A 23,908-nucleotide genomic window follows, 5' to 3' on the forward strand; every position below is an offset into this window, starting at 1 on the left:
TCATCTGTGCTTGCGCGGATCAGCGGAAGCGGTTGATCTCGTCACGCGTCTGGATGGCCACCCGGCGCGCCGCAGCGGCGAAATCTTCGCCGGCTTCCGGCTTGGCGTAGAGGATGGCACGTGAAGAATTGATCATCATGCCCGTGCCCGAGGCCGTCTTGCCGGAGGTGACCGTCGCTTGCACGTCGCCCCCCTGGGCACCCACGCCCGGCACCAGCAGCGGCATGTCGCCGATGATGGCGCGCACCTGCGCCAGTTCGTGCGGGAAAGTGGCACCGACCACCAGGCCGCACTGGCCATTGGTATTCCACTTCTCGGCCACCAGGCGCGCCACGTGCTGGTACAGCGGCTTGCCATCGACTTCCAGGAATTGCAGGTCGGAACCACCGGCGTTGGAGGTGCGGCACAGCACGATCACGCCGCGATCCTTCCATTCCAGATAGGGCGAGACCGAGTCCCAGCCCATGTAGGGGCTGACCGTGACGACGTCGGCGTCATAGCGCTCGAAAGCTTCGCGGGCATACTGCTCGGCAGTGGCGCCGATGTCGCCGCGCTTGGCATCGAGCACCAGCGGGATCTCGGGGTAGTTCGTGCGCAGGTAGGCGCAGATGCGCTCCAGCTGCTCTTCCGCGCCGAGGGCAGCGAAATAGGCGATCTGCGGCTTGAAGGCACAGGCGGCTTCGGCGGTGGCATCGATGATGGCGCGGCAGAATTCGAAGATCGCGTCCGGCTTGCCCTGCAGCTCGGCGGGGAATTTCTTGAGGTCGGGGTCCAGGCCGACGCACAGCAGGGAATTGCGCGAAGTCCACGCAGCGTTGAGTTTCTCGATGAATGTCACGGTGATGCCTTTAACTGAAAGATGCGCTATTGTAGCGCGCCGGCCTGTCCAGACCTCGATTTTTGACTGATGTTCAGGGTTTTTCACGGAACATCGGGCACTTCAGGAGGTTTGCATGGTCTCATGCGCTCCCTTTGCTTCACTTTTTGCTACGAGGAAAACAACATGAAAAAACTCTTCGCCTGGCTGGCCATTGCCATGACGGCCCTCACCCTCTCCGGCTGCGGCTACAACGAATTCCAGGCCAAGGATGAAGCCACCAAGGCGGCTTGGGGCGAAGTGGTCAACCAGTACCAGCGCCGCGCCGACCTGATCCCGAACCTGGTCAACACCGTAAAGGGCTATGCCTCGCACGAGAAGGACACCCTGGAAGCCGTCACCCGCGCCCGCGCTGCGGCCACCAGCTTCCAGATCACCCCGGAAGTGCTCAACGACCCCAAGGCCTTTGCCAAATTCCAGGAAGTACAGGGGCAATTGTCGTCGGCGCTGTCGCGCCTGATGGCGGTCTCCGAGAACTACCCGCAGTTGAAGGCCGACACCAGCTTCCGCGACCTGCAATCCCAGCTGGAAGGCACCGAAAACCGCATCACCGTAGCCCGCCAGCGCTATATTGCCGCTGTGAAGGATTACAACATCCTGGCGCGCAGCTTCCCCACCAACATCACGGCCAAGCTGTTCAGCTATGAAGTCAAACCCTCGTTCACGGTAGAAAACGAAAAAGCCATCTCGACCGCGCCCGCGGTCAACTTCGGCAAGTAAGCACAGGAGCCCAGATTGGCCATGCGCAAGCTGCTCCTGACCTGCTGGCTGCTGGCGTGGATCGCGCTGGCCGCCCCGGCCCGTGCCGATGACGGCCTGGTGCCGGTGCCGCCGCTATCGGCCCACGTGATCGACCAGGTCCACCTGCTGCAGCCGCAGCAGCGCCAGGCCCTCGAAGGCGTTCTGGCCGAGATCGAACAGCGCACCGGCAGCCAGATCGGCGTGTTGCTGATGTCCTCCACCGCGCCCGAAGCCATCGAGCAATACAGCATCCGCGTGGCCGAGGCCTGGAAGCTGGGCCGCAAGGGCGTCGATGACGGCGTGATCCTGATCGTCGCCAAGGACAATCCCAAATCCCTGCGCCGCCTGCGCATCGAAGCAGGGCGTGGGGTACAGGGCAGCCTCACGGATGCGCAATCCAAACGCATCCTGGAAGACGTGATCGCCCCGCATTTCCGCCAGAACGATTTCTATGGCGGGCTGGCGGCGGGAGTGACGGCCATCACCACCTTGCTGGAACAGGAAAAGCTGCCACCGGCCAAGCGCTCGTCCAGTGCGGTACAGACCGATGATGGCGGCGGATGGATCACGCTGATGGTGATCGGGCTGTTCCTGGTCGTGTTCTTCACGGTATTGCTCAAGTCGCGCCGCAGCAGCCGCAATGCCCTCAACAGCAATGACTGGGGCCGCGGCGGCAGCACGACCGCCGGCGTCATCATCGGCAGCCTGGTCGACGAGGCCTTGCGCCAGGCCAGTTCCGGACGGGGCGGTTCGCGTTCGGGTGGCGGCGGCTTCGGTGGTGGATTTGGCGGATCATCCGGCGGCGGCTTCTCCGGCGGTGGCGGCACATTCGATGGCGGCGGTGCCTCGGGAGACTGGTGACATGGCGCACAACAACGCATCCCCTTCCCTGTTTGCGCGCATGTTGCGCCACTTGCGCATGACGCGTGCGGCGGCACGGCGCATCTTTCCCTCTTCCACCCTCAAGGCGATCCAGGCCAGCATCGGCGAAGGTGAGCGGCAGCATCGCGCGCAAGTGCGCGTGATCGTCGAAGCCGCGCTCACGCTGGGCGCAGTGCGGCGCGGCGAGAGCGCGCGGCAGCGCGCGCATGAGCTGTTTTCGCATTACCGCATCTGGGATACCGAAGAAAACTGCGGCGTGCTGGTCTATCTCAACCTGGCCGACCGCAAGGTCGAGATCGTGGCTGATCGCGGCATCAACGCCCGCGTCACGCGGGAGCAATGGCAGCAGGTGTGCAAGCAGATGACTGCCGGATATGCCGCCGGCCAATACGAGGCCAGCACACTGCAGGCACTCGCCAGCCTGCACGCCATCCTGGCGAAGGTCTTGCCGCGCGACCCTGGGGGCCGCGACGAGCTGCACAACGAACTCTCGGACAAACCCTTGCTACTTTGATGCCATGAAAATACTGTTCTGGCTGGTGGCGCTTGCCGCACTGTTGCTGCTCCTGCGCATGATCATGCGCCGCGTGATGCCCCGGCCGCAGCCACCCGTGCATTATCGCGCTCCCTCCTATTACACCAAGGCACGCTATAGCTCACCGGGTGTTCCTGCAAGCAACGGCGCTGGCTGGGCCGGCGACGTCAGCAGCTCCGGCAGTGGCTCTGACGGAGGAAGCGGGGGCGACTGCGGCGGCGGGGATGGCGGCGGAGGGGGTGATGGCGGAGGCGGCGGCTGCGATTGAAGCCGCCCGTTCTTCATCTCAACCGTTTTCGTAGACCCACTGCAACAAGGCATCCTGCGCCTGCTGCCCATTCGGCGCAGCAGCGTGATTGATCAGGAACACCACCACATAAGTCTTGCCCGAGGCCGCCTGCACATAGCCCGCAATCGAACGCACGTCATTGAGCGTGCCCGTCTTGATGTGCGCCTGTCCGGCCACGCTTTGCGTCTTCAGGCGACGGCGCATGGTGCCGTCGTAACCGACCAGCGGCAGCGAGGAGACGAATTCCGGCATCAACGGCGAACGGTAGGCCTGTACCAGCACGCTGGCCAGCAGCGCCGGCGTGACGCGCTCCACGCGCGAAAGACCGGCGCCGTTCTCGATGGCCAGGCCATTGGTATCGATGCCCTTGTCATTGAGCCAGCCGCGCACCGCGCGCGCGGCATTGACGGTGTCACCGGGCTGGCCGGTCATCTCCGCCCCCAGCGTCAGCAGCACCTGGCGCGCCATCACGTTGTTGCTGTACTTGTTGATGTCGCGGATGACTTCCGGCAACGGCGGCGACTGCACTTCCACCATCAGCCGCGCCGAAGGCGTGACCTGCCCGTTGACCACACGCCCGGCAAAACTGCCGCCGAGGTCGGCCCACATTTGTACAAAACTCGCGCCTACATACTGCACATTGTTCATGCGATACGGATGGACATACCACACGCGCGGCCCGCAGTCGGCGCTGTAGCTGCCGGTGAAACTGACGGCGTTGGGGTCGTTGTTCATCTTCAGCTTGCCCTGCCAGTCGCCGCAGGGCTCCTGCGACAAGCGCGGCGGCGTGACGGTGATGCCGGCCATCGGTGGATCCATGCTCACGCTGACCACGCCACTGGCGGCATCCGGCTCAAAACGGAAAGCCTGGGTGCGGTAATTCATCAGCAGGGCATCGGGGCCGGCGTTGTATGGCTTTTGCGGATCGCCATCGAACTGCGAGGGGTCATAGCTGGACTCCGCAAAATACGTACGATCCAGCACCAGGTTGCCGCGAATGTCCTTGATGCCGCGTGCGCGCAGCTGGCGCAGGAACAGCCAGAAATTCTCCAGCACCAGCTTGGGATCGCCCCCGCCCTTGAGGATCAGGTCGCCATTGAGCACGCCCCCGGCAAGCGTGCCATCGATGTAGGCCTGGGTCTTCCAGGTATAGGTCGGCCCGAGGATTTCGAGCGCGGCATCCGTGGTCACCAGCTTCATCACGGAGGCCGGATTGAATGGCTGCCCGGTATTGTTGGCCGCCAGCATGCGCTTGCCGTTGTCGGCATCGACCACCACGACGCCGGTATTCTGCTGCGGAATATGGGCCACGCGCAGCGCCCCCACCACCGCAGGCGGCAAGCCCTGTGCATGGACGAGGGGGACGGCGCTGCTGGCCAGCAGCGCCAGCCACAACGAAGAAAGACCAAGCCGGGGAGACTTCACGAGACGGGGGAAGCGGAACATGATGGAGACGGAAATGAGGAGCAGGCATTATAAGGGGATGCATGACCGGCCGTCGGTGCAGCAGGCGGGGATGACGACATCGGCGCGTCACCTTGCCATGCGACACTAGAGTCTGTTCTCATCCTGCTTGAAAGACGCGATGTGAACGGCCCGGCCTGACACTGACCAATGCCCGGCGGAAACGGTTCCCCGTGTGCGCAAGATCCCGGTCAAGGCAAGCGCAGAGCGGGCTTGCGAACAGCCGCCAGATGGCGTTACGCTGCGTGACTGATAATCATCGCTTGCATGTAATCGTGCGTACCAGAAACTCCGGCGACCGCTGGCCCGGCTGACATCACCCGCGGACCAGACGAAAGAAAAACATGAACATGTCCTCCCCCTCCAATCCCGATTGCCCCACCCCGCGACCGCCCGCTGCACGCCTGCTGGCCTTGCTGCTGGACGTACTCAATCCGATCGCCCTGCTACGCCAGCGTCCCGCGCGTTCCGGCGAGGCGAGCCAGGCGGCGCTGGCCGGCAAGGGCGTGCGCTTCGTGCAGCGCATCTACCGTCTGCGGGTGATTGGCCTTGGCGTGGGATTTTTCTGCGTCGCCGCCGGCTTCCTGCAGCATCCCGTGCCATGGCCGCTGTGGCTGTTGCTGGGTGTGCATGGCTACCTGTGGCCGCATCTGGCGCGCCAGTGGGCCCTCAGGTCGGCGATCCCGTATCGTGCCGAACGACGCAACCTGGTGATCGACGCCGCCTTTGGCGGTTTCTGGATTGCAGCGCTGCAGGGCAACCTGGTGCCCAGTGCGGTCATCATCTCGATGCTGTCGATGGACAATATCGCCGCCGGCGGACTGCGCCTGTTCATGCGCGGCCTGTACGCAACCCTGGTGGCGGGCGTGCTGGGATGGTGGCTGCTGGGTGCGCATTTCCTGCCGCAGTCGGACCTGACCACCATCCTCGCCTGCCTGCCGATGATGATGCTCTATCCCCTGGCGCTGGGACAGTCGACCTACCTGATGTCGAAGAAGCTGGCCGATCGCTCACGCCAGTTCGAAATCGTCAGCCAGCTCGACGGGCTCACGCTGCTGTTCAATCGCCGCTACTGGGAGAGCCTGCTGCTGGGCGAATTCGAACGCCTGCACCGCCAGAGCTCCGCGCAGCACCAGACCTTCCTGCTGTTGCTGGACCTGGACCACTTCAAGAGCATCAACGACACCTGGGGCCACCTGATCGGCGACGAAGTGCTGCGCAACTTCGCGCGCCTGCTGCGGACCATGCTGCGCGAACAGGATGCGATCGGACGTTACGGCGGTGAGGAATTCGGCGTGATCCTGCGCGACGTGTCGCCAGCCGATGCGCTGGCGCTGTCACAGCGGGTGATCGAAGCGGCGCGCACCAGAAATGATGAAAACAATTTATATGGTTGTACGGTCAGTGCCGGACTGGTGCCCTTCTCTGCGGACATGGACGCTCATTTCGTCTGGCTGCAACGCGCCGACCACGCCATGTACTGCGCCAAGGAAACCGGGCGCGATCGCCTGGTGGTCTGGGATCCGGCGCTGGAGCGCGCGCCGCGCATGCCCAATCAGCCGCCGCCTCCCTGCTGCGTATAGGCGTGCAGCGAAGAAGCCACGAAAGCGATGGACGCAAAAAAGGCCGATGTTTTCGGGGCCGCCACGAGACCACTGTGAAAACATCGACCTAGGGAAATCAAGGCGGGGCGATCAGCATGACGGAATGATAGGCGTACTTCCCTAAAAAAATGCCTGCGCCGATGCCCCGGCCACTGCCGCAACGAGCGGCAAAGCGGGCCGCAGAAAGCCCGCTAAATTAGCACTGGCAGTGCTTCCAGTACTAAAAGCGCAAGCAGTGCGCCGAAGACCGCACCCACTGCTCTCAAACTGGTTCGGACCATCCGTGACGCCACCGGAACCTCGCCGCAGAGCAACAAACCCGCCAGCGCCATGGGAATGAAGAACATCAGATTGTTCATGATGAGGTTGGGCATGATGCGTCTCCTGGTCGAGTTTATTGGTTTTGCGCGGGGTTACTGCGCGTACTCTGTTCGGGCTTGCCTCGTTTCGAGTATAGGCCGTACACCATGGAAGACAAGGCTCACCCGGCGAGAATCGGTGCTGCACAGCAGCGTCCAGAGCAGCGAAATACCGCTTCACCATCCTCGCTGTGAAGCAGAAAGCTTCCGCTCCGTCTTGTTGCAGATGCACAAATTTTCGGCAACGCGGGCGAATTTGCCTTGACCCTGTTTTCCGCGCGGGCGTAGAATTCGCCCGTTCTCATTTTTTGGAGTCCCTCTCATGGGCACTTGTTCGGGTGACAGTTGTTGCCGGTTAATTCCGGGTTAAGCCTCAGCAAGGATTTCAGCAGGACTTCATCCTGTCGTCATCTTGCACCAGGCAGATGACGGCAATTCATGTCGGCAGCGCGCGGTCTTTCCAGGCCGGTTTTCAGCAGCGCCGCTGACAACGACATTCCCTCACAACGACAGATCGACGATCGACCGCCGCAGACACGGCGTCAGAACGCAGCTGCATCGCGACCGCATTGCCCGCTCCATCGAGCCGGCAGCCGGCTCGCCTGATGCCGCGCGCGTCATGACGCACCGCCTTCCGCATGGCCAGCCGCCATGCGGCTGCACGTCTGTTGCCGCCGTCAGGTGCCGATGACAGGGTCTCCGCTCAACCAGGCGGAGGCTGCAATGCGACAGACACATTCATCATGAACACGCGAAGACCCAGCGCGCCGCGTCCGGCCGCCCGTCTTGGCGGGGGCCGTCCACGGCGCTGACCCCGATGCCGGCCTGCCCTGCTGCAGGCCGACGCGATGCAAACCGCTTCGTCCACGGGACGAGGCCCAACAAGAAAAGAAGCACGCCATGAATCTGAACCTGCTGAAAGAAACCTTTGTCAGCTTCATCCGCGCACGCGGTATGGACCGTCACTTCCGCCGCCTGGGCATGGACATGTTCCGCAGCGCCCCGGTGACCAAGGAAGTCCCGCAAACCCTGGCCGAGCAATTGAGCGAAGCCTCCCGCAGCGAAGCCCAGGCCCTGCTGCAGCGCCTGCAGTCGCGCCCCGACGGCCTGACCGAAGCGGAAGCCGATGCCATCCGTGAACACAGCGGCCCCAATGAAGTCGAGCACGAAAAGCCGCTGACCTGGTACGTCCACCTCTGGCACTGCTACAAAAACCCCTTCAACCTGCTGCTGACCCTGCTGGCCGCGGTCTCCTTCTACACCGAGGACATGAAGGCCGCCATCGTCATCGGCACCATGGTGGTGGTCTCGACCTTGCTGCGCTTCGTGCAGGAAGCACGTTCCAACACCGCCGCCGACAAGCTCAAGGCCATGGTCAGCAACACCGCGACCGTGATGCGCCACGACCAGGTCGAAGAGATCGCCGCCGAAGCGCAGCGTTACTTCGACGTGTTGCTGCACCCCAAGGGCGCGCGCCGCGTCGAGGTACCGATCCACAAGCTGGTGCCGGGCGATATCGTGCTGCTCTCGGCGGGCGACATGATCCCCGCTGACCTGCGCCTCTTGGCCGCCAAGGACCTGTTCGTGAGCCAGGCCGCGATGACCGGCGAATCGCTGCCCGTAGAAAAATTCGTCACCCCCAGCAACCTCAACACCAGCAGCCCGCTGGAGCTGGACAACCTCTGCTTCATGGGCACCAACGTCGTCAGCGGCTCGGCTACGGGCGTGGTGCTGACCACCGGCAAGCGCACGTATTTTGGTGCGCTGGCTGAGCGCGTCACCGCCACTGACCGCACGCCGACTGCCTTCCAGGCGGGCGTCAACAAGGTCAGCTGGCTGTTGATCCGCTTCATGCTGGTGATGACGCCGGTGGTGTTCTTCATCAACGGTTTCACCAAGGGCGACTGGGTGGAAGCCTTCCTGTTCGGTCTCTCCGTGGCCGTAGGCCTGACGCCCGAGATGCTGCCCATGATCGTGACCTCGACCCTGGCCAAGGGCGCGGTGGCACTGTCGCGCAAGAAGGTGATCGTCAAGCGGCTCGATGCGATCCAGAACTTCGGTGCGATGGACGTGCTGTGTACCGACAAGACCGGCACGCTCACGCAGGACAAGATTTTCCTGGAACGTCATACCGACATTCATGGCGAACCCGACGACGAAGTGCTGCAATACGCCTACCTGAACAGTTATTACCAGACCGGCCTGAAGAACCTGCTGGACGTGGCCGTGCTGGAGCACGCCGAGCTGCAACGTGAAATGTCCATCGCCTCGGCCTATCGCAAGGTCGACGAAATTCCTTTCGACTTCCAGCGCCGCCGCATGTCGGTGGTGGTGTCCGAGCGCGAGGATCACCACGAGCTGATCTGCAAGGGTGCGGTCGAGGAAATCGTCTCGGTGTGCTCGCGCGCCCGCGTCAATGGCGAAGTGGTACCGCTGACCCCGGCCTTGCTGGAAGAGATCCGCGCCACCACCGGCAGCCTCAACGCCGAGGGCCTGCGCGTGGTCGGCGTGGCCGCCAAGGACTTGCCGCCGACCAAGGAGGTGTACAGCCTGGCTGACGAATCGGATCTGGTGCTGATCGGTTACATCGCCTTCCTCGATCCGCCCAAGGAATCGACCGCCCCTGCCCTGGCCGCATTGCGTGCGCATGGCGTGAAGGTCAAGATCCTGACCGGCGACAACGAACTGGTCACCGCCAAGATCTGCCGTGAGGTCGGGCTGGAGGTCAAGGGCATGCTGCTGGGTTCGTATGTCGAGAAGATGAGCGATGCGGAGCTGTCGCAGGCGGTGGAGACGGTGACGGTCTTCGCCAAGCTCTCGCCGGCGCACAAGGAACGCATCGTGCGCGTTCTGCATGATCGCGGACACGTGGTCGGCTTCATGGGTGATGGAATCAATGATGCGCCGGCCCTGCGTGCTGCCGACATCGGTATCTCGGTGGATACGGCGGTGGATATTGCCAAGGAAGCGGCGGATCTGATCCTGCTGGAGAAGAGCCTGATGGTGCTGGAAGAAGGCGTGCTGGAAGGCCGCAAGACCTTCGCCAACATGCTGAAATACATCAAGATGACGGCCAGCTCCAACTTCGGCAATGTCTTCTCGGTCCTGATTGCCAGTGCCTTCCTGCCTTTCCTGCCGATGCTGCCCTTGCATCTGCTGGTGCAGAACCTGCTGTATGACGTCTCGCAGATCTCGATTCCCTTCGACAACGTCGACAAGGAATTCCTGGAAAAGCCGCAGCGCTGGGATGCCGGCGACATCGGCCGCTTCATGGTCTTCTTCGGTCCGATCAGCTCGATCTTTGATATCACGACCTTTGCGCTGATGTGGTATATCTTCGGCGCCAGCACGCCGGAACATCAAACCCTGTTCCAGTCCGGCTGGTTCATTGAAGGGTTGCTGTCGCAGACGCTGATCGTGCACATGATCCGCACGCGCCGCATCCCCTTCTTCCAGAGCCGCGCCTCGTGGCCGCTGATGGGGATGACACTGGTCATCATGGCCATCGGCATTGCGATCCCGATGACGCCGCTGGCGCATTACTTCAAGCTGGAGGCGCTGCCGCTGTCGTACTTCCCGTGGCTGGTGGCGATCCTGGTCGCCTATGCGGTGCTGATCCAGGGGATGAAGGGGTGGTATGCCCGGCGGTATGGGTGGCAGTGAGCTGATGAATCAGTAACGATCGTTACTGATCAGAGTTGATCAGAGTTGAAATGAAAACGCCTGCTCGATGGAGCAGGCGTTTTTGCGTGAGCAGAGTTCTGCGCCTGTTGATCGCCGCTTGCCCGCTTCAATTGCTATCGGGCCACGATTGTCGAATCCAGCAATACAGGCCACCGAGCGATGTCACGCTCTTGCGCTCAATCCCATCGATGCCGGGAAGATCAACAGGCCGCTCCCGGAGCGGAAACCAACCGGCGTCTCGCGTATTACCTTCCATGAGCTTGCGTGCAGTTTTCACCATTGCTCGGTCGCAAGCACCAAACTGCACGAAATTGACTTGGGCCTCCATCAGGCTGCAGGAATTGGCACCGCTTGCATAAGGATAGTACAGCTGCAGTTCATCGTCCTCCCAGAAGCAGACGGAGCAAATTTCATGAGAACCTGGTGGTTCAGAAAACACCTCGTGGCCACAGCAGGGGCAGGTGAACATGATGTCTGGACTTTCATTTTGGCCAAAATCGTTCATCCGATTCTGCTACCGATAGTGCAGCAGTGCTACCCAAAGCATGGTCAGCATCACTCCTGAAAAACCCACACAGAGTGTGATCGAGAACATTCGGGCGGCAAGAATCAAGAAGCGTAGCTGTTTTTCCTTGAGCATGTCTTTTGATGCAGGCCCCCAAACAAGCTCACGCGAGAGAGACGTTCCAATCCCACCTTGCGTGATCGAATACCATCTCGCTCCGATGGGGAAATTTTTTGCTTTCAAGATCCGTGCGAAGAGCGACTCCCGGATAAGCTGACGCGCAATAATTGAAACCCCTGTTAATGGGGCGAAGACGATGAAGAGAAGCAAATCAGGTCGATCAATGATCATCAGCTCGAGAAATCAATGGGTGCTTTTTGGATTGAACATACTCGCTAAAGCGATACATCTTGGGGGAGCAAGGAATCATGATATTAGCGGCGGAAGCAGTCCTTCACTAATGAAATAACTGACGATACTCCCTACTGTGGATATCGATATCGGGACTTGGGCCCCATGCACGACCTGCGAAAAAAACCACCGCAACAGAAAGCAGTCCAGCTGGATTTTTCGTCTCCCCCTCTTCAGTTAGCCTGACGTTTCGGACGACGCTGATCACAACATCGCCTTTACAAGGGCAAGGTGTGACACGACCAGCAATGATGACACGTATTGACGCGTTCATTTGAGTGATGCAATAATCGCCTCGCTGCCTAGGAACGCCACCAGGCAGTACTCCCAGCAATATTGCTGACCATACATACCGGCTATGAAAGCCCCTGACATGCGCATCAAGCGCAGTCAGGGGCTTTTTGTTTTGGAGATTCGCATGTCGTCACAGGAAAACACCTCGCCGCCCTCGTTTCCATTGATCAAGGTGGCAAGCGTCCAGATGGAGCCCCACATTGGCCGCAAGGAAGAGAATGTTGCCCGTTCCATTGCCTTCATCGATCGCGCCGCCGCCGAGGGGGCCGAGCTGGTGGTCTTGCCCGAGCTGGTCAACAGCGGCTATGTCTTCGCCAGCCGCGCCGAAGCCTTCGCCTTGGCGGAAGTCCTGCCCGACGGCCCCACCACCCAGGCCTGGATGGCCGCCGCGCGGCGCAACGGTATCCATGTCGTGGCCGGCATCGCCGAACGCGAGGGCGACCGGCTCTACAATTCCGCTGTGGTGATTGGCCCGGACGGCTGGCTGGGCGTCTACCGCAAGCTGCATCTGTGGGGCGACGAACATCTGTTCTTTGAAGCTGGCGACAAGGGATTACCCCTGTTCCACACACGCTGGGGACGACTGGGCGTGGCGATCTGCTACGACGGCTGGTTCCCGGAAGTGTATCGGTTGCTTGCCATGCAGGGTGCTGACGTCGTGGCGATGCCAACCAACTGGGTACCGATGCCAGGGCAGCCAGACAACCGCCAAGCCATGGCAACTTCACTGGCGATGGCCAATGCCCATAGCAACGCGCTCACCATCGTGTGCGCCAACCGTACCGGCACCGAGCGCGGCCAGCCCTTCATCGGACAGAGCGTGATCATTGGCGCGCAAGGCTGGCCGCTGGCCGGGCCGGCACCGGAGGACGGCGAGCAAATACTGTATGCCAGCCTCAATCTCAAGGAGTCGCGCCAGGCACGCCACCTCACTCCCTTCAACCATGTGCTGCGCGACCGTCGCGACGACCTCTACGACCCGATGCTGGGCACGGGTTGGCCGCTGCCGCGGCACTGAACCGCTTGCCGTTTGCCGTACCGCTTTTCTTTCAGGATCCATTCCATCCATCCACTCACACCGACTGAGGAGTTCATGATGAACAGATTCACTTTCGCGCTGCCCCATGGCGTATTTGCTGTCGCATTTTCCCTGCTTGCCGCAGCTGCGCCGGCCCACGCCGCCGAGCCCATCCGCATCGGCGTGGCGGTCGGGCTATCGGGTGCCAACAGCGTGGTGGCACCGGCCGTAGTGCAGTCCTCGCAACTGGCGGTCGATGAAATCAACGCCGCGGGCGGCATCATGGGACGCAAGCTGGAGCTGGAAATCGTCGATGACGCCTCCGGCGCAGTGGGCGCGCAGAAAGCTTTCGATACGCTGGTGTTCCAAAAGAGGGTCAACGCCGTCATCGCCATGGAAACCAGCGCCGCACGCAATGCCGCGCTGCCGGTGATCAGCCGCGGCAAGGTACCTTACATCTACACGTCCTTCTACGAAGGTCGCTCGTGCAATAAATGGATGTACGCCAACGGCTGGGTGCCGGAGCAACAGGTGGCGCCGGTAGTGGATTACTTCAGCAAGTCCATGAATGCCAAGACCTTCTTCCTGGTCGGCAGCGACTACGCCTTTGGCCGAGGCATGCTGGAATTCACCAAGAAGTACATCGAGCAGAAAGGCGGCAAGGTCGTCGGCGAAGAATACCTGCCCATCGACGGCAGCGACTGGACCACGGTAGTTTCGAAGATCCGTGCCAGCAAGCCGGACGCCCTGATCAGCGCCACCGCCGGCGGCGCACCCAATGTGTCGCTGGCGAAGCAGCTCAAGGGAGCCGGTCTGACGCTACCCTACGGCAACCTCGCCATTGACGAGGGTACCGCCAGGACCATGGGCGATGCCGCCACCGGGCTCTACATGTCGGCTTCTTACCTGACCAGCATCGATACGGCGGAAAACAGGAAATTCATGGACGCGCTGAAGAAAAAATTCGGCGCCGACCTGAAGACCCCCAATGAATTGTCCGAGCCCCAGTACGAAGCCTTCTATCTGTACAAGGCCGCCGTCGAGAAAGCCGGATCGACTGACAGCGACAAGGTGAGCAAGGCGCTCGGCGAAGTGTCGTTCAACGGTCCGCGTGGCACGGTGGCGATGAACAAGAGCCATCATGCGCCGCTTTCCATGCGCCTGGGCCAGGTGCAGGCCGACGGATCGATCCGTATTCTGGAGACCTTCGCCAGCGTCGACCCCGGCAACCAGTGCCCGAGCATCAAGTGATGGCGGCAGGCAGGACCGCCTTGCGATAACAACGCCGCCGCGGCCATGACCGCGGCGGCCTGAGAAACGAGAGGAGAGCGCCATGGCGCTATTGCTGGATATGCTGACGACGGCCGCGATGCTGTTCGTCGTCACCGCCGGACTGATGATGATCTTCGGTGTCATGAAGATCGTCAATTTCGCCCACGGGGCCTTGCTGACCTTGGGCGGTTACGCCAGTTACGTAACCACGCGTCTGCAACTCGATCCCTGGCTGGGATGGCCGCTGGCGCTGGTAGCTGGTATCGCCGTGGGCATGCTGGTCGAAGGCGTGATCGTTCGCCGCCTTTACAAGCGGCCGCTGGACGCCATCCTGGCGACATGGGGACTGAGCATCGTGATTGGCCAGCTGATCGTGATGGCCTTCGGTCGAGAGGTGCAGTTCGTCAACGCACCGCTGACCGGGACCTGGAACATCCTCGGCGTCGACTACTCCGCCTACCGCCTGTTGCTGGTGCCGCTGGCGCTGGGCATCTGCCTGCTGCTCACGGCGCTGCTCAACGGTACGGATTTCGGCGTGCGTACCCGCGCAGTGATCATGAATGAGGAACTGGCCAGCAGCCTGGGCATCCATTCCGGCCGCGTACGCTTCGTCACCTTCAGCCTGGGTGCCGGACTGGGCACACTGGCCGGCGCGATGATCACGCCGCTCTCCAGCGTCGACCCCAATATGGGCCTGCCCTGGCTGATCAGTGCCTTCATGCTGGTGATGATCTCCGGCCACTCAATCCTGAGCCTGCTGCTGGCCTGCATGGTATTCGGTGCTGCGCAGGTGCTGGTCAGCACCTACGCCAATCCTGTGCTCGGCGGTCTCACCATCGCCGTCCTCGCTGCAGTGACCTTGCGTATCCGACCGAAGGGGCTGGCCCGTGCGTAACTCCTCTTATTCTTCCGCCGCACCTTCCTCACGGGCGGGTGCCGCACGCGTACGCCATTCTCTGCGCAGCGTCTTGCTGTTCGTCGGTGTGGGCCTGCTGTTGCTGGCTGCCGGGCCGTGGATCTTCGACACCTACCTGCAAAACATCCTCATCAAGGCCTATTTCATGGCCATCGTTGCGATGACCGTCGATATTCTGTGGGGCTATACCGGCTACCTCACGTTCGGCCAGTCGGCTTTCTTCGGAATCGGTGCCTATGCCGCCGGACTGGTGTTCACGCATGGCGGCTTCAGCCCTGTCACGGTCATGCTGGCAATCGGCACCACCATCGCCGCCGCAGCAGCGGTGGCGGCGCTGGCCGGATGGCTGTCGTTCTATCGCGGTGCGTCGCCGTTCTTCGCCACCGTGATTTCGCTGGTGCTGCCCATCGTGCTGACCCAGCTGCTGCTGTCGGGTGGCAGCTGGACCGGCTCCAGTTCCGGGCTGACCGGTTATGACAGCTTCGATTTTTCCCTCGACGCCTGGTATTGGATCTCGGGCGGCATGCTGGCAGTGGCTGCGCTGGCCGGCTGCTTGCTGGTGCGCTCCGATGCCGGCCGCCTGCTCGCCGCCATCCGCGACAATGAGCAGCGCTGCAGCTATCTGGGCATCAACACCTCGCTGGTGAAAATTACGCTGCTGGTGGCCATGGCAGTACTGGCCGGTCTGGCCGGATTCGGCTACGGCGCTTTCAGTGGCGTGGTCGCACCCGAGCTGGCCGGCTTCGCGCTGGGCACGGAATTCATCATCTGGGTCGCGCTGGGCGGGCGCGGCAGCCTGTGGGGACCACTGATCGGTGCCGTATTGATCAATGTTGCCACCGCCTATCTCAGCAGCAGCATGCCCTTTGCCTGGCAATTGATCCTGGGCGCAGCGTTCATCCTGGTGATCGTACTGCTGCCCCAGGGCCTGGTGCCGCTGCTGTTGCGACCCCTTGGCCTGGGCCGCGCAAGCGCGCATCAGCCGGGCCTGGAAGAATGTGCCGGCGTGACCGGCGGCGATGCGCAGGCGGAGGCGATCCGCATGCGGGGAGTGGCCCGCCACTTCGGCCCGCTGAAGGTGCTGCGCGGCATCGACTTCGCCGCCCGTGCCGGCGAGCTGGTCGGGCTGATCGGTCCCAATGGAGCCGGCAAGACTACACTGATGCGCTGCATGAGCGATGGTGCCGAGCGCAGCGCCGGCAGCATCGCGCTGTGCGGCAGCGACATCGGCCAATTGCCGCCGGAGGCCTGCGTCAGCCTCGGGCTGGGACGCAAGTTCCAGAACGCCAATATCTTCGACACACTGACCGTGGCGCAGTGCCTGCGCATCGCCCGTGCGCGGCTTGAACGGCCGGCCCTGTTCCGGCGTGCGGACGTGCTGCATCTCCCCCCTTATGCCTTGCACGTGATGCGCGCCACCGGTCTGGATGAGAAACTCGACAGCGTCGCCGGGGATCTCTCCCACGGCCAGCAGCAGGCGCTGGAACTGGCCATGGTGTTGGCGCTGGAGCCCCGTGTGGTGCTGCTGGATGAACCTACCGCCGGGCTCACCAAGGCCGAGCGTACGCAGATCGGCGGGGTACTGTCTTCGCTCGCGCTCAAGTACCGGCTGTGCTGCCTGCTGGTGGAGCATGATGTTGATTTCGTGCAGCAGATCGCCACCCGCATCGTGGTGCTGCATCAAGGTGCGATCGCCATGGAAGGCAGTTTCGATGAGGTGGTCAATTCGGAACTGGTCAACACCATTTATTCAGGCAGTATCCACGCAACGGAGGCGCAATGAGATCATCGGCACTGGTGTTGGACGGCATTACCAGCGGCTATCGTGCGTCGGTCGTGCTGCGCGGCGTGTCGCTGAACATCGCGCAAGGCGAGGCCGTAGCCCTGCTGGGCAAGAATGGCATGGGCAAGAGCACTCTGCTCAAGACCATCATGGGCTACCTCGGCAAGCAGGGCGGTGCGATCCACCTGCACGGGCGCAACATCACACACTTGGCACCGCACCGCATCGCGCGCCAGGGGGTGGCCTATGCGGCACAGGAGAACGCCCTCTTCGCCGAACTGAGCATCGGCGACAACCTGCGCCTGGGGCTGGCGCAGCCGGCGTTGTTCGAAGAGCGCTTCGCTGCCGTCGACCCCCTGTTCCCGGTGTTTCGCAGCCGGCTGCAGCAATACGCCGGCACCCTCTCCGGCGGTGAGCAGAAGATGCTGTTGCTGGCACGCGCCCTGATGATGCGGCCCTCGGTGATCCTGCTGGACGAGATCACCGAAGGCTTGCAGCCCTCGGTCATCGACCGCCTGGCCAACGCGCTGCAGGAGGAGCGCAGGCAGCACGGCACCACGCTGCTGCTGGTTGAACAGAACGTGCCCTTCGCGCTGCAAGTGGCGGACCGCTACCTCATCATCAAGCAGGGCGAGCTGGTCGAGGAGGGGCCCGCCAAGCGCGACGGCGCGGCAGAACTTGTCTTCGGGCACTTGCGCGTATGACGTGGGCATGGGTTGCGCCGCTTGTCCCGGCACCCGCTCTGTGACGATAATCGGTGCGATCCCCCATCCCGCGTGCCGGGCCGCTGCGGCCGCGGGCATATTTCTTGCCAACCATTCGATGCCATGATGAGTTCAGCCCAATCCAACCTGCCCCTCTGCGTTTACATCTCCACCGGTGGCACCATTGCCATGAAAATCGACCCGGTCCGAAAGGCGCCGGTGCCCGCCCTCTCGGGCGATGAGCTGCTGGCCACCGTGCCCGGCATCCGCGCCATCGCGCAGCTGGAGGTCGTCAATCTGTTCAACGTACCGTCCGGCTATATGGATCCGCCACGCTGGATCGCCCTGCAGCAGGCGGTCGCAGCCGCGCTGGAGCGCCCGGAAGTGGACGGCGTGATCGTCTCCCACGGCACGGATACGCTGGAAGAAACCGCGTGGTTCCTTGACCTGACCCTGGCCAGCGACAAGCCGGTAGTGCTGATCGGTGCGCAGCGCAATGCCTCCAGCCCGGATTTCGACGGACCGCGCAATCTGCTCAACGCAGCGCGTGTGTGCGCCAGCGCGCAAGCGCACGGCCTGGGCGCGATGATTGCGATGAACAACCAGATCAACGCCGCCCGCGATGTCAGCAAGACCCATACTGCCGACGTCGAGAGCTTCAAGTCCGGTGATTTCGGCGTGCTGGGGGTAGCCGATGAAGATCGCGTAGTTCTCGCGCGCCGGCCGATGCGCCGCCAGCATCTGCCCTTGCTCGGCGGTACTTTGCCACGGGTCGAGATCATCCCCATGTTCGGCGGAGCCAGCGGTGACTTGCTGCGCGCTGCGGTGACGCTGGGCGCAAGCGGGATCGTGATCCAGGCGCTCGGCTGCGGCAACGTGAATGCCGACATGTATGAGGCAATCCGGTACGCCACCGGACAGGGCATCCCGGTGGTGATCTCCACCCGTGTGCCCCATGGCCGCGTATCGCCGTCCTACGGTTTCGACGGCGGCGGTGCTACCCTCAAGGCTGTCGGCGCAGTCTTCGCCGATGACCTGAGTCCGCAGAAAGCCCGTATCCTGCTGATGCTGGCCCTGCAATCCACGCAAGACACGGACCGCTTGCAGGCGCTGTTCGACCGATAAGGACCGACCATGAATTCCACTTCATTCCAGGATACGCGCGTGCGACAGGAAGATGGCTGGCGCATTGGCGTGCTGTTTTCTCGGTCGGGCGCAACCGGGGTCACGGAATCTGAACACTTTTTCGGGACCGCGCTGGCGATCGAAGAGATCAACCAGCTCGGTGGTGTGCTCGGCCGGCCCTTGGTGCCGGTGGCCTACGACCCCAAGGGCGACATCGCGGAATATCGCAAGCTGGTCACGCGCCTGCTGCTGGAGGACGAGATCAACGTGGTATTCGGCTGCTCGCGCTCATCCAGCCGCAAGGCGGTGCTGCCGGTCATCGAACGCAACAACGCACTGCTGTGGTACTGCTCCTTCTATGAGGGTTTCGAGTATTCACCCAACGTGATCTATACCGGTGCCGTCCCGAACCAGAACAGCGTGCAGCTGGCCGCCTACCTCATGCAGAACAAGCGCACCCGCTTCTTCCTGGTAGGTACCGACTACATCTATCCGCGCGAATCCAATCGCGTCATGCGCGACATGGTGGAGCAGCATGGTGGCGAGATCCTCGATGAAATCTATCTGCCGCTGGAAGCCGGCCGGGGCGAACTGGAAGAGGTGCTGACCGACATCAAGGCGGCCCAGCCCGACGTGGTGTTTTCGACGCTGGTGGGACAATCGGCGCGGCTGTTTTACCAGCTTTATCCCGAGTTCGGATTCGATCCGACGACCACACCGATCGCCAGCCTCTCGATGGCGGAGGAAGAGATCCGCCTGATCGGTGCCCGGCACTGCGCGGGCCACATCACAGCCGCGACCTATTTCGGTTCGCTGGACAATGAGAGCAACCGGCATTTCCTCGCCCTCTGGCGCAAGCGTTTCGGCGACCGGCCCACCAGCACCTGGTCGGAGATGGCCTATGCCCAGGTCCACCTGTTTGCGCGCGCCCTGCAGCGCGCAGGCAGCCTGGACCGGCGCAAGCTGGTGGAGGCCACTCATACGGTGTCATTCGATTCGCCTGAAGGGCGCATCAGTGTCGACGCAGACAACAATCATTGCGCCCTTACCCCGCGCATTGGCATCTGCCGTAGCGACGGACAGTTCGACATCGCCTGGGAAGCGTCGGAGCCCGTCAAGCCGGACCCCTATCTTTCCACTTTCGGCTTTTCCGGTTTCTGGTTGAGGTAAGGTCATGGGACAAAGCCTTCGCCGACTTTACGAGGACCTGCGCAGTATCTGCGTAGCCGTCGTCTATCCGCCCGGAGAAGACCGGGACGTAGTGATCCAGCAGTTGCAGCGCATCGGTTGCCGGCTGCGCGTGATCTGGCCTAGTCCAACGGAGCCGCCGACCGGAGCCGACGTCATTTTCTTCCAGATATCGCAGGAGCTCGAAGGACGCAGCGGATGGAATGCCAGCGCCGTGGATGCGGCCCTGGTCGCCTTGTCCGACTATGAAAGCCCGACCACCTTGAAGCTGTTGCTGGACACCAAGGCGCACGGTGTGCTGACACGTCCGTTCCGCTCGCAAGGCATCCTGAGTACGCTGGTGCTGGCGCGCTCTTCACAGGGTTTTCAACAACGGCAGCAGGCCAAGATAGACAAGCTCGAATCGACCATCAAGTCACGCCGGCAGATCGAGAAGGCGATTCGTGTGCTGGTTGAATACCAGAAGCACAGCGAAGAAAGCGCTTACCAATTCATGAGGGAGCGTGCCACTGGCCTGCGAGTGACTGTCGCGGAAGTAGCAACGATGCTGTTGGAAACCCAGGATGCGATGGAGAAACTGGGTTTCCTCGCAGCGGGAAAGGGGAAGAACCCCGGTGACGGGGTATAACGATGACACTCCTGTAGTGCGATGAACAGACGGCGTTCAAGCAGGTGAAACGTTCGTCCGTTCTTCGCCGGAGGGAGAGTTTTTCTTGCTTGAGAATCTCAACCCACCCACTCCCTCCGCGCGTTGCCGAACGCCCCCATTTCAACTGAAACACGTCTCCGCTCCGCTGAAATCCGGTTGAAACCCCCGAGGATCAAGCTTCACCCATACCAGCCGCACCGATCCTCACCCAACCGGAGAACACCATGCGCATCCACGCTACCTGCCTCGTCGCTGCCCTCATGTCCCTGGCTGCTGCCGGCAACGCCGCTGCCACCACCATCTGCCGCTATCGTGCCGACGACGGCCACTGGTTCATGCACATGCTGGAAGCGCTGGCCAACATCACTTACTGCTGAGTCTCGCAGTCACCCTCACCGGAGCAATCACATGGACTACTTCATCCACTCTGCGTTCGACCTGATCTGCTCGGACGTGCCAACCATCGTCGCTGGCTTGTTCGTGAAAGTGATTTGACGTCCTGCGCTACTGAGCCATTCTGGCCGGATGCGGAAGCCGACGCGCTGGCAGCGCCCGACGCAATTTTCAATGCCGGACTTCCACATCCCGCACCAGCCTGATCCCCACCAGCGTATAGCGCGTGCTGACGGTATTCCAGTTCCGGAAGGCACACCGCGCATACAGTGACCAGGTATGCCACGAGCCGCCGCGCCGCACCTTGGTTTCCCCGTTGGACGGCCCACGCGGGTCGGCCAGCGGCGAACGCGCATAGGTCTCTTCGCCATACCAGTCGGCGGTCCATTCCCAGGCATTGCCTACCATGTCATACAGCCCGAAGGCATTCGCCGGGAAACTGCCCACCGGCGAGGTGAAGGCGAAGCCGTCGTGACTCTTCAGCGCGCGACCGGCCATGCGTGGCCAGTAGGGAGCAGCGTCGGCATCAAAGGTGTTGGAGATCTGACTCAGGCCCTCCGGATCATCGCCATTGGGATAGCGCGTCGTCGTCCCCGCGCGGCAAGCGTATTCCCATTCGGCTTCGGTCGGCAGACGATAGTGCGCGTGCTCTTTCTCACTGAGCCAGGCGGCAAGGGCTGATGCATCATTCCAGGTGACGTTGAGTACCGGATGATCATCGGTCTGGGGGAAGCCGGGGTTTTTCCAGCTGTATTGCGGGCTGCGGCCTTCGAATGCGTCTTTGCGTTCGGTCTTCTCAGGATCGTAGTGCGGGTTGTAGCCGTAACCGCCGGTCTGATCGCGAATGGATTCCGGGGTATAGCCCGACTCGGCCACGAATTTCGCGAACTGGGCCACGGTGACCAGATGCTTCCCGAGATAGAACGGATGGGTGATCAGCACCTTGTGCCGCGGCCGTTCATCGTCGAGATCGCGCAGCCGCCGCTCCTCATAATCCGGATAGGCCTGCTTCAGCGCGGCCAGCGACTCCTCGGTTCCCATCCAGAATTCGCCCGCCGGGATCAGCACCATCTGCATGCCAATGGAGTTTTCCATCGTCACAGGCGGTTGAGTTTTTTCCTCTGCAGAAGCGAACAGGCATGTCGACCAAAGCAACATCGCCGTCCATCTGATGAATCGGTGTTTCAAGGTACTCCCCCCTTGTATCCGCAGTTGTCGTCCTCGTTGAAACTCAAACATCAAGTACACGGCCTGTCCGATGACGGATCGCTCGCAGAACACGACGGCAACCCCATGCCGTTGCATTCACCTGCTGGACGGGAGATCAGCCCAACAGCCGCTTCTGGAAGCGCTTCAACGCATCGGCAAACACATCGGTACTGTCCAGGGCGCGCGCCAGCACCAGCGCCCCCTGTATTCCGCCCACGACTTCCTCGGCCCGCGTTCTGGCTTCCTTCGGCTTGCGCCCGGTCCGCACCAGGGCGGACGCGAGCGCATCGATCCAGGCGATGAAGTAATCACGCACCATCACGGCAAAGCGATCGCGCTCATTGCCCAGCGCAAAGACGCCGACCAGGCAGACACGCTGCCCCGAGAGGAAATAGCGGCTGACGTCGTCGAACATGGCCTTGATGCCTGCCACGGCATCGTCACGCTCGTTCAACGGCTCGAACACATGCTGCCGGAACCACGCATCCACGTGGCCCAGCACGGCTTGCGCCATCTCCTCCTTGCCGCCCGGGAAAAAGTGATAGATGCTCCCCTTGCCCAGCCTGGTCCCTTCGCTGATGCGCGCCAGGCTCGCCCCTTCGAAGCCATAGGTGCGGAAGACTTCCGCCAGCAGGGGGATCACATCGTCTTTTTCCGCAATGACTCTAGCCATTCATTTTCCTCAGATACCGAAATCGCTCAGCCCGGGATGATCCGCCGGGCGCGGGCCACTATTGTCCCACAGGAATTTGCGTTCTTCCGGCTTGATCGGATGCTCGTTGATGCAAGCGTGACGGTGATGCATCAGGCCCTGCGCATCGAATTCCCAGTTCTCGTTGCCGTAGGCGCGATACCACTGGCCGGAATCATCATGGTACTCGTAGGCAAAGCGCACGGCGATGCGCGCACCGTCGAAGGCCCACAGCTCCTTGACCAGGCGGTAATCCAGCTCACGCGTCCACTTGCGCTTGAGCAGTGCGGTGATGGCTTCACGGCCCTGTGCGAATTCGGCGCGATTGCGCCACCAGCTGTCTTCGGTATAGGCCAGTGCAACTTTTTCAGCGTCACGGGTATTCCAGCCGTTTTCGGCAAGACGGACTTTTTCGATGGCGGTTTCACGAGTGAAAGGGGGAAGCGGCGGGCGAATCGACATGATGTTTCTCCAATTAGTGTACCTTTCAGTACCGTATGTACTGTTCGGTACACACAATATAGACCGATCAACTTTGAATGACAAGCGATTTCTCGACGGATGTCGTCTTGCCGGCACAGCTTGAATCCAGCCTGTGCAAGACCAGGAGAATATTGCGAGGAGATTTCGCAGCGCCTAAAAAAAACCTGCTTCGAGGAGCAGGCGTTTCGGGTACAAGACAAGTATGACCAGGCCCTAATGCCTGGCCTTCAAGGACGCAAGATCGTTCTGTTGGAGCCGGGCCAGATTCATTCCCGATGCCACCAATATAACGGAAGCTGCCCAGCACCAGAATGCCGGGTACTGGGTGAACTCTTTCGCAAAGAGGGGAGCGAACAAGGTGTCCACGGCCGCCAGCGTAAAGAACAAAGAGCAGCGTGGATGGCTGATCAGTGGCCCCTTCCAGGCGATGAAAAGGGAAACGATCATGCCGGCGTTGACCAAGGCGTAACTGCCCATCCAGATCAGTTGCGGTTCCAGTCGATCAAAGATGGACATCAGGAAGACGAACGAATAGATCAGGGCCGCGTATCCCAGATCAGTGTTCTGCAAAGGAAGGAACAGCGAGATCATGAACAGCACCCATCCCGCCACCACCAGATAGCGCGCCTTGTTCAGATGTGGCGTGGTGGCAGAATTATCGGGATTGGCGTTGTGCATGGACGTCGATGGCTCCGGATCGAAAAGTTGAAATGCTTCCGTACTTTGTTGGCAGAAGACCGATGGAAAAGCGGAAGGTTCTTCACCTTCAGAAGTCTGGTTGACTCCGTAGTTCTGCTTGCCGCCGTGGCCATCGCCCAATTCATTCACTGCG

23 protein-coding genes are annotated in these 23,908 nt (G+C 61.8%); 14 read left to right on the top strand and 9 right to left on the bottom strand.

The genetic code is table 11. The features are described 5' to 3' along the window. Positions 1-19: 19 nt before the first annotated feature. Complete coding sequence (pyrF, locus tag JOD78_RS18595) at positions 20-838, bottom strand: orotidine-5'-phosphate decarboxylase (protein ID WP_121045205.1); 819 nt, start codon at positions 836-838, stop codon at positions 20-22. Positions 839-1,003: 165 nt separating this feature from the next. Between pyrF and JOD78_RS18600 the strand changes: the two genes are divergently transcribed. The 3 genes from JOD78_RS18600 to JOD78_RS18610 are packed head-to-tail and all read left to right on the top strand — an operon-like array spanning position 1,004 to position 3,014. Further along, complete coding sequence (locus tag JOD78_RS18600; protein WP_039784541.1) at positions 1,004-1,597, top strand: LemA family protein; 594 nt, start codon at positions 1,004-1,006, stop codon at positions 1,595-1,597. A gap of 21 nt (positions 1,598-1,618) precedes the next feature. After that, positions 1,619-2,479, top strand: a complete 861-nt coding sequence (locus JOD78_RS18605) for a TPM domain-containing protein (RefSeq protein ID WP_204725816.1) — start codon at positions 1,619-1,621, stop codon at positions 2,477-2,479. Position 2,480: 1 nt separating this feature from the next. Next, positions 2,481-3,014: a TPM domain-containing protein gene (locus tag JOD78_RS18610; RefSeq protein WP_134137461.1), complete on the top strand. Its 534-nt coding sequence runs from the start codon at positions 2,481-2,483 to the stop codon at positions 3,012-3,014. A gap of 307 nt (positions 3,015-3,321) precedes the next feature. Here JOD78_RS18610 and dacB read toward each other — a convergent pair whose 3' ends face one another. Then, complete coding sequence (gene dacB / locus JOD78_RS18615; RefSeq protein WP_121045216.1) at positions 3,322-4,770, bottom strand: D-alanyl-D-alanine carboxypeptidase/D-alanyl-D-alanine-endopeptidase; 1,449 nt, start codon at positions 4,768-4,770, stop codon at positions 3,322-3,324. Positions 4,771-5,132: 362 nt separating this feature from the next. Between dacB and JOD78_RS18620 the strand changes: the two genes are divergently transcribed. Then, positions 5,133-6,371 (top strand): diguanylate cyclase, encoded by a 1,239-nt coding sequence (locus JOD78_RS18620; RefSeq protein ID WP_245202204.1) that lies wholly within the window; start codon positions 5,133-5,135, stop codon positions 6,369-6,371. Between the two features lie 212 nt (positions 6,372-6,583). Here the strand turns inward: JOD78_RS18620 and JOD78_RS18625 are convergent, their stop codons facing one another. Then, positions 6,584-6,766, bottom strand: a complete 183-nt coding sequence (locus JOD78_RS18625; RefSeq protein ID WP_006462830.1) for a hypothetical protein — start codon at positions 6,764-6,766, stop codon at positions 6,584-6,586. An 885-nt stretch (positions 6,767-7,651) separates the two neighbouring features. On the opposite strand from JOD78_RS18625, the gene mgtA reads away from it, so the two are divergent. Further along, the gene (mgtA, locus tag JOD78_RS18630) at positions 7,652-10,414 is read left to right on the top strand and encodes a magnesium-translocating P-type ATPase (RefSeq protein ID WP_121045218.1); all 2,763 of its coding nucleotides are present in this window, start codon (positions 7,652-7,654) and stop codon (positions 10,412-10,414) included. A gap of 127 nt (positions 10,415-10,541) precedes the next feature. On the opposite strand, the gene JOD78_RS18635 is transcribed toward mgtA, so the two are convergent. Together JOD78_RS18635 and JOD78_RS18640 are read right to left on the bottom strand one after the other, a co-directional pair. Next, positions 10,542-10,940 carry a CPCC family cysteine-rich protein gene (locus JOD78_RS18635; RefSeq protein ID WP_245202206.1) on the bottom strand — a complete coding sequence of 133 codons (399 nt, stop codon included), beginning with the start codon at positions 10,938-10,940 and terminating at the stop codon, positions 10,542-10,544. 9 nt (positions 10,941-10,949) lie between these two features. Further along, entirely contained in the window at positions 10,950-11,291 is a 342-nt protein-coding gene (locus JOD78_RS18640; protein WP_121045220.1) for a hypothetical protein, read from the bottom strand. 478 nt (positions 11,292-11,769) lie between these two features. Here JOD78_RS18640 and JOD78_RS18645 point away from each other — a divergent pair, with 478 nt between their 5' ends. From JOD78_RS18645 to JOD78_RS18685, 9 genes are all read left to right on the top strand, one after another. Beyond that, positions 11,770-12,663, top strand: a complete 894-nt coding sequence (locus tag JOD78_RS18645) for a nitrilase family protein (RefSeq protein ID WP_034336282.1) — start codon at positions 11,770-11,772, stop codon at positions 12,661-12,663. 78 nt (positions 12,664-12,741) lie between these two features. Then, positions 12,742-13,914, top strand: coding sequence for a substrate-binding protein (locus JOD78_RS18650; RefSeq protein WP_121045222.1), 1,173 nt, complete (start codon positions 12,742-12,744; stop codon positions 13,912-13,914). Between the two features lie 82 nt (positions 13,915-13,996). Beyond that, a complete protein-coding gene (locus tag JOD78_RS18655; protein ID WP_034337308.1) occupies positions 13,997-14,830 on the top strand; it encodes a branched-chain amino acid ABC transporter permease in 834 nt (277 codons plus the stop codon). A 73-nt stretch (positions 14,831-14,903) separates the two neighbouring features. Continuing rightward, a complete protein-coding gene (locus JOD78_RS18660; RefSeq protein WP_245202227.1) occupies positions 14,904-16,634 on the top strand; it encodes a branched-chain amino acid ABC transporter ATP-binding protein/permease in 1,731 nt (576 codons plus the stop codon). Further along, positions 16,631-17,338, top strand: a complete 708-nt coding sequence (locus JOD78_RS18665; protein ID WP_121045226.1) for an ABC transporter ATP-binding protein — start codon at positions 16,631-16,633, stop codon at positions 17,336-17,338. The genes JOD78_RS18660 and JOD78_RS18665 overlap by 4 nt, the downstream gene beginning before the upstream one ends. A gap of 123 nt (positions 17,339-17,461) precedes the next feature. After that, positions 17,462-18,463: an asparaginase gene (locus tag JOD78_RS18670; protein ID WP_209567312.1), complete on the top strand. Its 1,002-nt coding sequence runs from the start codon at positions 17,462-17,464 to the stop codon at positions 18,461-18,463. 9 nt (positions 18,464-18,472) lie between these two features. After that, positions 18,473-19,633 (top strand): transporter substrate-binding domain-containing protein, encoded by a 1,161-nt coding sequence (locus JOD78_RS18675; protein WP_121045229.1) that lies wholly within the window; start codon positions 18,473-18,475, stop codon positions 19,631-19,633. A 4-nt stretch (positions 19,634-19,637) separates the two neighbouring features. Continuing rightward, positions 19,638-20,279 carry an ANTAR domain-containing protein gene (locus JOD78_RS18680; protein ID WP_199725133.1) on the top strand — a complete coding sequence of 214 codons (642 nt, stop codon included), beginning with the start codon at positions 19,638-19,640 and terminating at the stop codon, positions 20,277-20,279. 245 nt (positions 20,280-20,524) lie between these two features. Beyond that, positions 20,525-20,677: a hypothetical protein gene (locus JOD78_RS18685; RefSeq protein WP_158601286.1), complete on the top strand. Its 153-nt coding sequence runs from the start codon at positions 20,525-20,527 to the stop codon at positions 20,675-20,677. A 187-nt stretch (positions 20,678-20,864) separates the two neighbouring features. On the opposite strand, the gene JOD78_RS18690 is transcribed toward JOD78_RS18685, so the two are convergent. The 4 genes from JOD78_RS18690 to JOD78_RS18705 form a co-directional block, all read right to left on the bottom strand. Beyond that, a complete protein-coding gene (locus JOD78_RS18690; protein ID WP_227022826.1) occupies positions 20,865-21,788 on the bottom strand; it encodes a formylglycine-generating enzyme family protein in 924 nt (307 codons plus the stop codon). A gap of 229 nt (positions 21,789-22,017) precedes the next feature. After that, positions 22,018-22,575 (bottom strand): TetR/AcrR family transcriptional regulator, encoded by a 558-nt coding sequence (locus tag JOD78_RS18695; protein ID WP_209567314.1) that lies wholly within the window; start codon positions 22,573-22,575, stop codon positions 22,018-22,020. A 9-nt stretch (positions 22,576-22,584) separates the two neighbouring features. Beyond that, positions 22,585-23,055, bottom strand: a complete 471-nt coding sequence (locus JOD78_RS18700) for a nuclear transport factor 2 family protein (RefSeq protein WP_121045233.1) — start codon at positions 23,053-23,055, stop codon at positions 22,585-22,587. Positions 23,056-23,289: 234 nt separating this feature from the next. Further along, entirely contained in the window at positions 23,290-23,904 is a 615-nt protein-coding gene (locus JOD78_RS18705; RefSeq protein ID WP_227022821.1) for a hypothetical protein, read from the bottom strand. Positions 23,905-23,908: the final 4 nt, after the last annotated feature.

It is taken from the genome of Herbaspirillum sp. 1130, assembly GCF_017833835.1.
GTDB classification, from domain to species: Bacteria; Pseudomonadota; Gammaproteobacteria; order Burkholderiales; family Burkholderiaceae_D; genus Herbaspirillum; species Herbaspirillum huttiense.

Bases quoted from the DNA above. Each gene is read 5' to 3' on its own strand.
- JOD78_RS18635 (WP_245202206.1), bottom strand. From the start codon at position 10,940: ATGAACGATTTTGGCCAAAATGAAAGTCCAGACATCATGTTCACCTGC.
- JOD78_RS18640 (WP_121045220.1), bottom strand. From the start codon at position 11,291: ATGATCATTGATCGACCTGATTTGCTTCTCTTCATCGTCTTCGCCCCA.
- dacB (WP_121045216.1), bottom strand. From the start codon at position 4,770: ATGTTCCGCTTCCCCCGTCTCGTGAAGTCTCCCCGGCTTGGTCTTTCT.
- JOD78_RS18605 (WP_204725816.1), top strand. From the start codon at position 1,619: ATGCGCAAGCTGCTCCTGACCTGCTGGCTGCTGGCGTGGATCGCGCTG.
- JOD78_RS18680 (WP_199725133.1), top strand. From the start codon at position 19,638: ATGGGACAAAGCCTTCGCCGACTTTACGAGGACCTGCGCAGTATCTGC.
- JOD78_RS18670 (WP_209567312.1), top strand. From the start codon at position 17,462: ATGATGAGTTCAGCCCAATCCAACCTGCCCCTCTGCGTTTACATCTCC.
- JOD78_RS18650 (WP_121045222.1), top strand. From the start codon at position 12,742: ATGAACAGATTCACTTTCGCGCTGCCCCATGGCGTATTTGCTGTCGCA.
- JOD78_RS18665 (WP_121045226.1), top strand. From the start codon at position 16,631: ATGAGATCATCGGCACTGGTGTTGGACGGCATTACCAGCGGCTATCGT.
- JOD78_RS18685 (WP_158601286.1), top strand. From the start codon at position 20,525: ATGCGCATCCACGCTACCTGCCTCGTCGCTGCCCTCATGTCCCTGGCT.
- JOD78_RS18620 (WP_245202204.1), top strand. From the start codon at position 5,133: ATGAACATGTCCTCCCCCTCCAATCCCGATTGCCCCACCCCGCGACCG.
- JOD78_RS18645 (WP_034336282.1), top strand. From the start codon at position 11,770: ATGTCGTCACAGGAAAACACCTCGCCGCCCTCGTTTCCATTGATCAAG.
- JOD78_RS18655 (WP_034337308.1), top strand. From the start codon at position 13,997: ATGGCGCTATTGCTGGATATGCTGACGACGGCCGCGATGCTGTTCGTC.
- mgtA (WP_121045218.1), top strand. From the start codon at position 7,652: ATGAATCTGAACCTGCTGAAAGAAACCTTTGTCAGCTTCATCCGCGCA.
- JOD78_RS18625 (WP_006462830.1), bottom strand. From the start codon at position 6,766: ATGCCCAACCTCATCATGAACAATCTGATGTTCTTCATTCCCATGGCG.
- JOD78_RS18695 (WP_209567314.1), bottom strand. From the start codon at position 22,575: ATGGCTAGAGTCATTGCGGAAAAAGACGATGTGATCCCCCTGCTGGCG.
- JOD78_RS18700 (WP_121045233.1), bottom strand. From the start codon at position 23,055: ATGTCGATTCGCCCGCCGCTTCCCCCTTTCACTCGTGAAACCGCCATC.
- JOD78_RS18600 (WP_039784541.1), top strand. From the start codon at position 1,004: ATGAAAAAACTCTTCGCCTGGCTGGCCATTGCCATGACGGCCCTCACC.
- JOD78_RS18610 (WP_134137461.1), top strand. From the start codon at position 2,481: ATGGCGCACAACAACGCATCCCCTTCCCTGTTTGCGCGCATGTTGCGC.
- JOD78_RS18690 (WP_227022826.1), bottom strand. From the start codon at position 21,788: ATGGAAAACTCCATTGGCATGCAGATGGTGCTGATCCCGGCGGGCGAA.
- JOD78_RS18675 (WP_121045229.1), top strand. From the start codon at position 18,473: ATGAATTCCACTTCATTCCAGGATACGCGCGTGCGACAGGAAGATGGC.